Genomic DNA, 12843 nt, shown 5'->3' with positions numbered 1-12843 from the left:
GAGCCTCTTAATATGCCGATCATTTTCGTTGATTAATAAACCGACGGTTCACCTGCTGGGCGGGTTTTAAATCGTCTATGTACCCACATGTATTGGTCGGGTTGTTCTCGAATGGCTTTTTCAATCATCTGGTTAATGATAGTTGCATCTATCACTTCATCGCCACTGGGGAATTCAGCTTCTGGCACGGCAAAAGTAACCTGATATTGATTGGTTGTAAGATCGCGTTTGTGTGAGACAAATACTGGCTTGGCTTTGCCTAACCTCATTAGTTTACTGGCCGAGGTCACCGTTGTGGCGGGTATACCAAAAAAAGGTGCAAACACTGAGTTCTTGATCCCGTGATCTTGATCAGGTGAAAACCACACCACGCGCCCTTCGCGCAACGTGCGAATGATTGCGCGCATATCAGAGCGCTCAAAGACGTTTTTAAAAACCCGCTTTCTGCCCTCGGTGATCACATATTCAAAAACCGGATCATTATTTTTGCGATAAATAACGTCCATATCAGCCACTAGGTTAACCATCATACCTGCCAAGTCTAAATGGGTATAATGACCACCAATGAGCAGCACGCCTTGACCGTTTTGCGTTGCATCCTTGAGTACCTGTAAACCTTGCACGGTAAATCGCTTACGCAAAGATTCAGGCTTCGCCCACCAAGCCCAAGCTATTTCAAAAAAACCAATGCCGTTGGCGACAAATATGTCTTTAACCAATTGCTCTTGCTCGCGAGGGGGCTTCTCTGGGAAACACAGGGCAATATTCGTTGTGGTGATGTGCCGACGACGTTTAAGGAGTCGATAGCCTATTTTGCCAAATGCACTGCCTGCCCACATTTTTACTTTGAAGGGAAGAAGCGCAATTATTCTAAGAACGAACACTGCCAACCAGCTGGCCCAGTGCCTAGGATGAAGAAGAGAAAGTGACATGAATTGTTAGGCCATCCGTAAAATTTGAATTGTATTTGCTAAAGATCAGCGACTATAACAAAAATGCTTTTTTATATGCAGGGTCGGTAAGCATTATTTTTCATCTTTCGGCGATTTATCTTTTCGGACAGTCAAGATAGGTCCTGCAGATGACCATTAACGCTACCGAGTCTTTTGCTCTTAGGAAGTGTAACCAGACGACATGGGCTCATATGGCGAGTGACCAAAACAGTAATGCATAACTGGAATATCTTTTGCTTCGCTATGAAGGTGGAGATAACGCGCAAGGACAGAAACTATGTATATACAAACAAACTCAGCACTAGCATCACTAAGTGCGCATTCGAGTGTGAGTCAATCGAGCAATGAGCCACACAGCAATGGCAATGCCTTGCCGCAAACGGCAACCCTAACTGACCCAGCTACAAAGAACGAAACGTATGACTTCACTAGCATGTCGCGTCGGGAATATAATCAATTGGTAAAGGCGGGGGAGGTTCCGTTGGGCTATATCGTTTTGCCTTCTGATGGTATTGATCTCACGTCTGACACAAAGGCGCAGATGGAAGCGGTGCAGGATGAGAAAATGAACTTCATTGACTATTACAAGAGCAGAATCTCTTATCGGGAAAGCACTGGGCAGTCGACAGAGAACTTTCGCGACGTATTAGCTGACCTGCAAAAACTGCAAGGCAAGCCTATGATCCCAGCATTGACCAAAAGCGTTGATACTTACGCTTAGCTGTAACTAGCGGATATATTTGATTTTTACACCACACGCTAGGTAATTTATCTAACGTTGGCAATATTTAGCCTATGGTTTTGCTGAGGCCAGAGTCACCGTGGAAAGTTCTTTACTAGGACACTGGATTCTAAACTAAACTGTTTTCTACCACCCCGCTTTCTGCTATCCGGCCATCAACCACGACATTACCTAGCATTCGCTCTCCATCCACTCTTATGATACCTCGCAATCCAGCGCCAATTGCTTTTTGTCAAATACTCCAGAGCTAATTTCAGCAATGATTGACTTGTCCTGTGGCGCACACTAAATTTGTCCGTACAAATTATTTAGTCGAGGCAGCCAATGACCACCATAGTCGTGTTATTTAATCTACAAGCCGGTGTTGATGAAAATGTTTATCGTCAATGGGCCACAGAAACTGATATTCCCACCGCCGGCGGCCTTGCGTCCGTTGAATCGTTCGAAGTACTAAAATCAGAAGGCGTGTTGATGAGTGAAACAACGCCGCCGTATCAGTATATCGAAATTCTAAAAATCAATGATATGGACCAATTCGGACAAGATGTCGCAACAGCGACTATGCAGAAGGTCGCCAGTGAATTTCAGCAATTTGCTGACAATCCTATCTTTATCATGACGTCAAAACTGTAGAGGGCGCTATGTCTCAATATCCAGAACTAAAAGGCAAAGTGGCCGTTATTACCGGAGCAGGGCGACAAGCTGGGTTAGGTGAAGCCATGGCCAAACGGCTAGCGGCAGAGGGTTGCAAAGTGGTGATCACCGACATCGGTAAATCTGTCAGTGAACATACTCCGGACAACGCCATTGGCCACAGTGAGGAAATGAATCAAATCGTCGCAGACATCAAACAAGCAGGTGGTGACGCCAGTGCGTTTGTGTGCAACGTGTTAAATGAACAAGACGTACAAGGGGCGGTAGATTTTGCGGTAGCCACTTATGGTGCGCTAGATATTTGGATCAACAACGCCGGTATCGGTTATTTGATGAAATCCATTTTAGACATGCAAGTGGATGAATGGGATGCGGTGTTAGGCGTTAATCTGCGGGGTACCTTCCTTGGGGTTAAATACGCAGCAGCGCAAATGGTTAAACAAGGCAAGGGCGGCAAAATCATCAATATTGGCTCTCAGGCATCTAAGTCTGCCTTTGGACATGCATCTGCTTATACCACCTCTAAACACGGCATGAACGGATTAACCCGCGTTGCGGCTATCGAGCTGGGCAGCCATAAGATTAACGTCAACGAAATTTGTCCAAATCATGTCACCACAGGTTTAGGCGCATGGCAAAACGCGCATTTCTCAGAAGTGACCGGCAAAGGCTATGAGCAGTACATGCAAGACATGCGCGATCGTATTCCGTTAGGGCGACCGGGGTTGCAGGAAGATACAGCCAAAGCCTGTGCATTTTTATGTTCAGAGCAAGCCAGTTACATCACGGGCGAGTGTATGAATGTGTCCGGCGGCGAAGAATATCATTAATTATGAACGTCCATAAAAGAACATAAGCGAGTAAATTGATGTCAGATTTTAAATGGCCAAACGATACGCGACTTGCCATGTCCATTGTGGTGAATGTCGAAGAAGGCTCAGAGTACAGCGTAAAAGAAGGCGATAAAGGCATGGAGCCGGTGGACGAGTTACAAGTTCATTTGAAAAAGCCTATGCGCAATTACGGCAACGAGTCGAACTACCAATATGGTATTAACGAAGGTGCGCCGCGCATCATTAAATTGCTCGATAAATACCAGATGCCAGCAACGTGGACCGCTGCCGCATTGAGCTTAGAGCGTGCACCGCAGATTGCTGAGGCCATTGCTCGTCGAAATGATGAAACTTGCTCCCATGGTTACCGCTGGATATTTCAATTTCGCATGGACGAAAATGAAGAACGCCAGTTTATTAAAGATGCCGTCACCAGTATCGAAAAAACCACAGGTAAACGTCCTCTGGGTTGGTTGTCGCGTTATTTATTAACCGAAAACACCCGCCGCTTGTTGCAAGAGGAAGGCTTCTTGTACCACATGGATGATTACAGCGCTGATGCACCATTTTGGGATGCGGTTTCTGGCTCTGATGAACCTATGGTTATCGTGCCTTACGCTCTTGATTCAAATGATATGAAAATGTGGGTTGCGCCCTCACTTACCCCAGACGATTGGCTTAAATACGCCATTGATACCTTCGATGTACTCTACGAAGAAGGTGCTGAGCAACCCAGAATGATGAGCTTAGGGTTACACCTGCGCATTATCGGTCGCCCAGGTCGTATTGGTGCATTAGCAGCGTTCCTTGAATATGTCAGTAACAAGCCGGGTGTATGGTTTGCTACTCGCCAAGAAATCGCAGAAACGTTTAAAGAGCAGGTACCTGCAGCCAGTTTTATTCCTCAAAACAGTGATGGTGAATAACCATGAGCAATATTTTGCGTTCATTACTGTTTGTGCCTGGGTCACGGCCCGAGCGATTTGAAAAAGCATTAGCAGCAGGGGCTGATCTAGTTTGCATTGATTTAGAAGATGCGGTTCTGCCAGCGAATAAAGACGCAGCTCGTGCAGCTGTGTTGGCCTGCATTGATAACGAAAAAAAGCTCTGCGTGCGCATTAATCCTGTTGGTACTGAAACAGGCGAAAAAGACTTACACGCTTTTGCGAATGCCACCGCACCCGATGTGATCATGCTAGCTAAGTGTGAATCTGCCAACGATGTGCTGCACGCACAGCGTGTCATTAACCAACCCAATACACGTTTTATTCCGTTAATCGAAACCCTGACTGGGGTTGAAAATGCCTATCAAATAGCCAGCGCCTGCGCGCAAGTCGAACACATTATGTTTGGCGGCGCGGATATGGCCGCTGAGCTGCGCTGTGAATTTGGTTATCAGCCATTGTTGTTTGTACGTAGTCAATTGGTGTTTGCTGCGGCAAAAGCCAATGTGGGACTTATCGATGTACCGTATGTAGACATAAAAAGTGACTCGGGATTACGCACTGAGACTGCCAAGGTTAAAGCCTTGGGCTTTAGTGGAAAAGCCGCGATTCATCCTTGTCAGATTGACGCGATTCATCACACTTTTATGCCCACCGAACAGCAAGTTGCCTATGCCCAAGCCGTTATGGCCGCCGTCGATGGACTCGATGCTGGCGTGGTGGTGGTCAACAATAAAATGGTCGACAGGCCGATTATTTTAGCCTGTCAACGCACGTTAGCGTTAGTCAATAACGCGTCTTCAAAACCCAAAACCGAGAGAGAAAACTAATGGTACAGAATGTAAAAAAAGTCGGCGAAAACCGTTATCGCGAAACCTTCGGTAGATGTTTTGAAGAGTTTACTGTGGGTGATACCTATGAGCATCGTCCTGGACGCACTATCACTAAAACGGACAACACCTGGTTCACCCTGTTAACCATGAATACGCATCCTATGCACTTTGACGATGAGTACGCCAAGGCCAGTGAGTTTGGCAAATGTATTGTGTGCTCGCCCTTTACCGTCGCCTTAATGGTCGGCATGAGCGTTACGGATGTGAGCCAAAAGGCGATTGCAAACTTAGGCTGGGAAGACATCAAAATGACCTATCCGTTATTTGAAGATGACACCTTGTACGCCGAGTCAAAAGTGCTCGACAAACGTGAGTCTAAATCACGCCCAGGTGCTGGCATAGTCACGGTAGAAACCCTTGGTTTTAACCAAGACGGTAAGCAGATATGTAGCTTTGTGCGCAAGATGTTAATTGCCAAGCAAGGCCATTCGGTTGAAGAAAAAGTTAATTATTAATCAGTAGAGGTTTGCTATGTCTGAAGCATGGTCAAAAGAAGATGAGTTAGGGATCATAGACATGATCGACAAGTGGGTAGAGAACGACGTTCGCCCCATTGCCAAAGAATATGATCAAGCAGACAAATATCCCCATGCACTTGCTGAGCAAATGAAAGAGTTGGGTTTATTTGGTGCCACTATAGGCCAAGAGTTTGGCGGGCTGGGTTTACCGGCTTCCATCTACGCCAAAATAGTGATGAAAGTCGCGTCAGCGTGGATGGCACCCAGTGGCATATTCAATTCACATTTGATCCAGGCTTCAGCCATAGAGCGTTGCGGCACTCAGGCGCAAAAAGAGCGCTTTTTGCCGCGTATGGCAACAGGCGAGTTACGCGGAGGGGTTGCTTTAACAGAGCCCAATGCGGGCACAGATTTACAAGCTATTCGCAGCACAGCGGTAAGAGACGGCGATGATTACATCATCAATGGGGCGAAAACCTGGATCACCAATTCATTAAACGGTAACTCATTAGCCGTGCTGGTAAAAACCGATCTGAATGCCGTGCCGGCTCATAAAGGCACCAGCATGTTTATTGTTGAAACCAAAGATGAAAAGGGTGAATTCAAGGCAGGTATCACTGTCTCCAAGATGAAAAAGCTCGGTTATCGCTCAATTGATACCTGTGAAGTGGTATTTGAAAACGTACGCGTACCCGCTGCCAACTTGGTCGGTGAAAAAGAAGGTTCAGGTTTCAAACACGCCATTGGTGGGTTAGAGCTGGGGCGCATTAATGTTGCTGCACGGGGTGCCGGCATTGCCAGAGGCGCAACTGAACTTGCTGTGCGCTACGCACAAGAGCGTGAAACATTTGGCAAGCCGATTTGCCAGCATCAGGCTATTCAGCTCAAGTTAGGGGAAATGGCGACCCAAGTAGAAGCAGCCCGACTGCTGATAGAGCAAGCCGCGGCTAAATATGACGCCAACGAACGCTGCGATCTGGAAGCGGGCATGGCGAAATACTTTGGCTCTGAAGCTGGGGTATTTTGTGCCAACGAAGCCATGCGGATTTTTGGCGGTTACAGTTATTCGGTGGAATACGACATTGAGCGTTTCTACCGGGATGCCATGTTGATGTGTATTGGTGAGGGTACCAACGAAATGCAGCGGATTATCATTGCTAAGCAAATTATCGATAAGAATAAAATTTAACGCTTATCAGCTGGGCTTAGTAAATGAATTTGCTAAGCCCAGATCTACATCAAAAAACAGTTAAAATACAGGACACAGCCATGACACAACTTCCCCTTGATGGTGTACGTATTATTGCAGTTGAACAATATGGGGCAGGGCCTTATGGCTCCATGTATTTAGCGGACTTGGGCGCCGAGGTGATTAAAATCGAGAACCCTGCCATTGGCGGAGATGTGTCTCGCCAAACCGGTCCATTTTTCTTGGGTGAAAACGACAGCTATTTTTACCAGACGTTTAACGTCAATAAAAAGAGTCTGACGTTAAATTTAAAGTCACCCGAAGGGCGAAAAGTCTTCGAGAAACTCGTGAAAACAGCCGATGCTGTGACCAACAACTTACGGGGCGACCAGCCACAAAAATTAGGTATCACCTACGAGCAGTTAAAGCACATTAATCCAAAAATTGTCTGTGGACATTTATCTGCCTACGGCCGTGATAACGACCGGGCAAGTTGGCCCGGTTATGATTACTTGATGCAAGCCGAAGCGGGTTTGATGTCGCTCACTGGCGAGCCAGACCAAGCGCCCACACGCTTTGGGGTGTCTATGGTCGACTTTATGACCGGGGCGGTGGCGTCTTTAGGCCTAACGGCCGCCATGCTCGGAGCCCACCGTACTGGGCAAGGGCGTGATGTGGACGTATCTTTGTTCGACGTAGCCTTGCATCAATTGTCGTACCCGGCGACTTGGTATTTAAACGAGAACCATGTGGTGCAGCGCGTGGCGCGTTCAGCACACCCTGCGACTGTGCCATGTCAGCTTTATAAAACCCAAGACAGCTTCGTGTTCCTTATGGCCATGACGGATAAATTTTGGGATGTGCTGGTGGATATTTTAGACGACGCGGTGTTGAAAGAGTCACGTTTTGCGGCTGTTGCAGGACGGCGGGAAAACCGCGATGTATTAACCGCAGAGATTGACCGCGTATTAGCTGCTCACCCAACTGCCCATTGGCTTGAAGTACTTAAAGGACGTATTCCTTGTGCGCCCGTTTATGATGTACCTGAGGCATTAAACAACCAATACATTCGCGATATCGGTATGGTGCAAAGTGTGCCGCACCCTGCTAATCAAAAAATGGAAATACTGGCTAATCCCATCAAACTTGATGGTCAGCGTCTAAGCGGAAAAGCTGCCGTACCTATGGGGACTGATACCGAGTCTCTGCTGAAGGAACTTGGCTACAGCGCAGCACAAATTGCTGAGCTTAGTGCAGGAAAAGCGGTGTGATGTGCCAGCATCTTTGTATCAATCAAAATGAGGGGCGCTAGGTGAAATTAGACGGAATTAGAGTACTCGATTTATCCCTGTTCTTGCCGGGCCCGCATTTTACGATGATGATGGCCGATCATGGCGCTGACGTGATCAGTCTTGAGCCACCTACCGGCGAGCCAGTGCGGGAAATCGGCCTACAGCAAAATGGTCAGTCGGTGTGGTTTAGGAACGTATTTCGCGGTAAAAAAAGCATTAACCTGAATTTAAAAAGTGAAGCCGGAAAACAGGCGTTTTACAAATTATGTGAAACCGTTGATGTGATAGTTGAAGCATTTCGCCCAGGCGTAGTTGAACGCTTAGGTATTGATTTTGCGACTATCAAAAAGATCAATCCAAAAATTGTCTATTGCTCAATTTCCGCCTACGGCCAAACGGGTCCGAAGCGTTTAAATCCAGCTCATGACCTGAGTATTCAAGCCGACTCAGGGGCATTGCAGATTAATCAGGGGCAAGACGGTAAACCCGCTCAGCCCGCCATGCCGGTAGCCGATATGGCGGGCAGCTTAATGGCATTCTCCGGGGTGTTAATGGCCTTGTTACGCTGCCAACAAACCGGCCAAGGGGATTACATTGATATATCCATGCAAGACTCACTGGTGGCTTGGTATGCCAATGTGATGGGCCCACCGTTTGCTGAAAATCGCTCCCCTGATCCCAAAGAGGAACGCAGTTGGGGCGGGGCAGCCATGTACAATATTTACCAAACCAGCGACGGCCAGCATATTACCTTAGGTGGCAGTGAGATTAAGTTTGCCAAAAACTTACTGATGGCTTTGGACAGAGCAGACTTAATTGCACTTTGTCAGCAGCCGCCAGGCAGCGCACAAATACCAGTGAAAGAATTTTTTAAAGATACTTTTGCCAGTAAAACGCTCAGTCAATGGCAGACGTTTTTAGCTGATATTGACGTGTGTTGGTCACCGGTGCGCAGTTTAAACGATGCTGTGCGTGACGAACATTTAGCCCAGCGCGATATGTTGTTAACCGATGAGCATGGCAACTTACATCTCGGTGTGCCGGTTAAGTTTCAACAAGAGCCAGCACAACCCAAGCTTACCTTACCCGGGTTTAGCCAAGACACGGAAACACTGTTAAGTGAACTGGGCTACAGCGAACAAGATATAGCAACCATGCGCAGTGAAAATGCGTTTATTTAACTACTTAGGGACAGATATGAAAAAAATTATCGCTGCGTTATGTGTCGCCGCCAGTCTGGCAGGATGTGCCAGCCAACAAGGCACATTACAGGTGGCCGCCTCGGCAAAAGAACAAGATGTTGATACCATTCAAGAAGCGCTTTTCCACCAATGGTTTGCGGCTGAATTTGATAACCACGAACAACATTGGCAAGACAATATTTCAAAAGAAAATGATCCTGAGTTGCAGGTACATGAGCATATTCATCATGTGTTCGCGCCGCTGGCAACACCGGCCCTTGAAGGCACAACCTATTTCGTAAAACAATATATGGACGGCGACCCAAGCAAGGTATATCGCCAGCGCTTGTATCAATTTGTGCAAAACGAAGAAAAAGGTGCATTGCAGTTAAATATTTATCGTTTTAAGGATGAAGCCAAATACGCTGATGCTCACTTACATCCAGAGTTGTATCAAACCTTAACACCAGACCAGATCACTACTTATCCGGGATGCGAAGTGTATTGGCGTTACAACGGCGAATACTTCGACGGCACTATGGGCCACAACAGTTGCAGTATTGTGTCTAAACGCAGTGGTAAAAAAATATTCTTCAACGACACACTACGTTTAACGGATAACGAAATTTGGATAGCGGATAAAGCTGCTGATGAAGAGGGTAATTATGTGTTTGGTAATAAAGCCGGTATCCCGCATAAAAATCGTAAGGTGGTTTATTTTACTGGCTGGGGCGGCACCCGTATCGGTGGAAAGGACGCCCCAGACGATGCGAAGTGGGTTTTCAATCGTGATTTACTCATGCATAACGAAGGGCAAATTGTTGCTTTGCAAGATGCAAAAACCGGTGAAAAATCAGGTTATTCCATCCAGTTGGCCTTGCTAACCTATCAAAACACGTCAGACCCGATTTTTAAATTTGGTTTAATTGATGATGCTAGCGGAAAAACGATCACGTATATTTGGAGTGACAGAACCAATCCCACCACTGGAATGAATCTACGCTGGATGCAAGCCGGCCTGAAGATTAAAGCGACACGTCCGCACTTCGGATTTTAAGCATTGTAGTATAAGAATGTTAACTTCGGGATAAGGCGGGTCAATTAATGACTCGCCTTTTTTATGTGCACTAGCAATGACTTAAGTCTCATTCAATAATAGATTGTTTACATTATTTTAACGCTCCCCTCGTCACTCGTTTACATTGACATTTATCAAGCGAATTCCTTTGATAAATGTCAATCGTGGAAATTTTGGGCGGATTTGTCCGTGCAAATTTGGCTAAAGTGATACCTGTTAACTCGTTACATCCGTGTTATCGGAAATGCACACCAAAACGAACAATTACAATAAAGTCAGAGGGACCACCCATGAACATGCAATACAGTCGTAGCAAGTTAGCGCAAATGATTAAGTTAGCCTTAGTGGCACCATTTGTCGCCGCGCCCTTTGGCGCGTTTGCCCAAGAGGCCGCGCCAGACACTGAAACAACATTCGACAAAGAGGCGATTGAGTTAATTGAGGTTACTTCGCGTTATCGTAAAGAAACGTTGAATAAAATTCCTATTTCTGTGACCACGTTCGATGCCGATGACATTGAAAAAGGCGGTTTGCAGAATATTAACGATATCGCCATAAGCGCTGTGGGTATGTCTATGGAGAAAACGTTCGGTCGTCAATCTGATATCCCTGTTATCCGGGGTGTGTCATGGATCCCGGGTTTCGGTTCGCAGAAAGCGTCTTACTTTATCGACGGTGTGTATTTTGGTGGCTCTATTCAAAGCTTACCCCTTGATTTAATCGAGCGAGTCGAGATTGTCAAAGGGCCACAAAGTGCTCAGTATGGTCGTCGTACCTTTTCTGGCGCGATTAACTTTATCACTCGCAAACCAGATGATGAATTGTCAGGTTATGTCAATCTTACCTTGGGTCAGCACGGCAACCAGAAATTTGCTGCTGGGGTATCCAGTAAGTTAAGCGATATGTTCGCCTTTAGAGCGTCAATTTCAGCTGATAGCTATGACGGTGATTGGAAGAATACTAAAGAAGGTGGCCCAGACATAGGCGGTGAAAAAACCCAATCTGGTATGTTAGGCCTGTATTTTACACCGAGCAAAAACACCGATATTTCACTTAACTATATATATAACGAAAATGATGACGAAGCCCAGCCATTTGGTTTTCAAGGCGCTGAGCACAATAATTGTTTCTTGGATACCAAGGCCTACTATTGTGGCGAAGCCCTGACCAATCAGCCAATTAGTATAGGCGGCGGTGGGTTCTTACCCAATGATGCCTATGGTTTACGCAATACCAGTGAGCACTTGAGCTTTAGGCTGAATCACCATTTTGATTTTGGTACGCTTTCATTGATCAGTGGCTGGAATGCCTATGACGGTGAAACTGGGCTTGATCAAACCTATAACGGTTTTGAAGAGTCGTTTAGCTTTGGTTTCTTTGGTGGTGGACCGCTGTTAACCCCAGCAACTGATTGGTACACGCTAGATTCATCCGGTTCAGATGAGTACAGCCACGAACTTCGTTTCAGCTCAAGTGCCTTTGACGACAAGCTATATTGGTCTGTAGGTGCCTATTTATGGCATTCAGAACGAGATCCCTCTGCGATTGATAACTTTTCAGAAGAGTTAGACAACACGGCATTTATGGCCATGGGGACCTATGAGTTTACCGATGACTTCCGTTTATCTGCTGAAGTACGTCGCTCCAGCGATGAAGTGACGACAGAGGCTTACGATACACTTATTCAAAATGAACAGTTCGCCAATGTGAGTAACGAGTTTGATAGCACCACCACACGCTTTATTGGTGAGTACGATTTAAATGACGATACCTTAGTGTATTTAACCCGTTCTGAGGGCAATAGCCCAGGCTCATTCAATACCAGCACGCTGTTACCGGCCAACTTGGTGGTGGTGGATGAAGAAGACATGGTGATGTACGAGCTAGGCGTTAAGTCTACTTTGTTCGATGGTAAATTCTATGTATCAGCTGCTGCGTACACCATGGACTGGACCAAACAACAGCTCACCGATAGTTTTGATGAACTAGAAGGGCCGCCTGTTTCTTATACCTCTAATGCGGGGTCAACTGAGATAAAAGGTATTGAAATTCAAGGCAAGTGGATTATTAACCAACACTTCAATTTAGACTTTGGTTTATCACGCACCGACGCCCAGTTTGAAGAATTATTTGACAGTAATCAGTGTCGCTTCTTTGCCCCTGGAGGTGCGTCTAGTTTCTGCGTGGGTGACAACTTACGTGAATTCGGCAGTGTGAAGGGCAATACACCGCCACAAGTACCGAAGAACGAAGCAACGTTAGCACTTAATTATTCAACGCAGATCAGCGATGACATGGAGTTATTTAGTCGTTTGGACTTCGCATACGATTCAAGCCGCTACGCCCATATCCATAACTTGATTGAGACGGGCTCGCGTAAACTGGTACACCTAAAAACTGGCGTCCAGTTTGAAAACGTGCGGGTTACTGCTTGGGTGAACAACGTGACTGATGATGACACACCTACGTATGTCTTCAGATACATAGACGTGCAAAGTTTTGCCTATGGCTCTCGTGCTTTTCCTGTTGCGCCGAGCCGAGGCCGTGAATTCGGTATCACAGCGTCATACAAATTCTAATGCGCTTTTGAGGCAAATTAGTTGATGAGCGAATAACGCGACAGACC

At 46.3% G+C, this 12843-nt stretch carries 12 protein-coding genes; 11 read left to right on the top strand and 1 reads right to left on the bottom strand.

Going from position 1 to position 12843, the window contains the following annotated elements:
- Positions 1–32: 32 nt before the first annotated feature.
- A complete protein-coding gene (lpxL, locus tag GPLA_RS06790; RefSeq protein ID WP_083882010.1) occupies positions 33–932 on the bottom strand; it encodes an LpxL/LpxP family Kdo(2)-lipid IV(A) lauroyl/palmitoleoyl acyltransferase in 900 nt (299 codons plus the stop codon).
- A gap of 298 nt (positions 933–1230) precedes the next feature.
- Here lpxL and GPLA_RS06785 point away from each other — a divergent pair, with 298 nt between their 5' ends.
- The 11 genes from GPLA_RS06785 to GPLA_RS06735 all read left to right on the top strand — a co-directional run bounded on the left by GPLA_RS06785 (position 1231) and on the right by GPLA_RS06735 (position 12796).
- The gene (locus GPLA_RS06785; RefSeq protein WP_007104122.1) at positions 1231–1674 is read left to right on the top strand and encodes a hypothetical protein; all 444 of its coding nucleotides are present in this window, start codon (positions 1231–1233) and stop codon (positions 1672–1674) included.
- Between the two features lie 345 nt (positions 1675–2019).
- Positions 2020–2328, top strand: a complete 309-nt coding sequence (locus GPLA_RS06780) for a hypothetical protein (protein ID WP_007104121.1) — start codon at positions 2020–2022, stop codon at positions 2326–2328.
- Between the two features lie 8 nt (positions 2329–2336).
- Complete coding sequence (locus GPLA_RS06775; protein ID WP_007104120.1) at positions 2337–3179, top strand: SDR family NAD(P)-dependent oxidoreductase; 843 nt, start codon at positions 2337–2339, stop codon at positions 3177–3179.
- A 38-nt stretch (positions 3180–3217) separates the two neighbouring features.
- Positions 3218–4108, top strand: coding sequence for a polysaccharide deacetylase family protein (locus tag GPLA_RS06770; protein WP_007104119.1), 891 nt, complete (start codon positions 3218–3220; stop codon positions 4106–4108).
- Positions 4109–4110: 2 nt separating this feature from the next.
- Positions 4111–4956, top strand: a complete 846-nt coding sequence (locus GPLA_RS06765; protein ID WP_007104118.1) for an HpcH/HpaI aldolase/citrate lyase family protein — start codon at positions 4111–4113, stop codon at positions 4954–4956.
- Complete coding sequence (locus GPLA_RS06760; RefSeq protein ID WP_007104117.1) at positions 4956–5474, top strand: MaoC family dehydratase; 519 nt, start codon at positions 4956–4958, stop codon at positions 5472–5474. The genes GPLA_RS06765 and GPLA_RS06760 overlap by 1 nt, the downstream gene beginning before the upstream one ends.
- 16 nt (positions 5475–5490) lie before the next feature.
- On the top strand, positions 5491–6666 hold the full coding sequence (locus GPLA_RS06755) for an acyl-CoA dehydrogenase family protein (RefSeq protein WP_007104116.1): 1176 nt from the start codon (positions 5491–5493) through the stop codon (positions 6664–6666).
- An 80-nt stretch (positions 6667–6746) separates the two neighbouring features.
- Positions 6747–7937, top strand: coding sequence for a CaiB/BaiF CoA transferase family protein (locus tag GPLA_RS06750; RefSeq protein ID WP_040514101.1), 1191 nt, complete (start codon positions 6747–6749; stop codon positions 7935–7937).
- 41 nt (positions 7938–7978) lie between these two features.
- Entirely contained in the window at positions 7979–9139 is a 1161-nt protein-coding gene (locus GPLA_RS06745; protein WP_007104114.1) for a CaiB/BaiF CoA transferase family protein, read from the top strand.
- Between the two features lie 16 nt (positions 9140–9155).
- Positions 9156–10196: a chromophore lyase CpcT/CpeT gene (locus tag GPLA_RS06740; RefSeq protein ID WP_007104113.1), complete on the top strand. Its 1041-nt coding sequence runs from the start codon at positions 9156–9158 to the stop codon at positions 10194–10196.
- 311 nt (positions 10197–10507) lie between these two features.
- Positions 10508–12796, top strand: a complete 2289-nt coding sequence (locus tag GPLA_RS06735; protein WP_007104112.1) for a TonB-dependent receptor — start codon at positions 10508–10510, stop codon at positions 12794–12796.
- The last annotated feature ends 47 nt before the right edge of the window (positions 12797–12843 follow it).

The sequence above is a fragment of the Paraglaciecola polaris LMG 21857 genome, from assembly GCF_000315055.1.
Taxonomy (GTDB): domain Bacteria; phylum Pseudomonadota; class Gammaproteobacteria; order Enterobacterales; family Alteromonadaceae; genus Paraglaciecola; species Paraglaciecola polaris.
The sequence above is the reverse complement of the archived record's forward strand: the minus strand, read 5'-3'. Positions and strand labels throughout refer to the sequence as shown.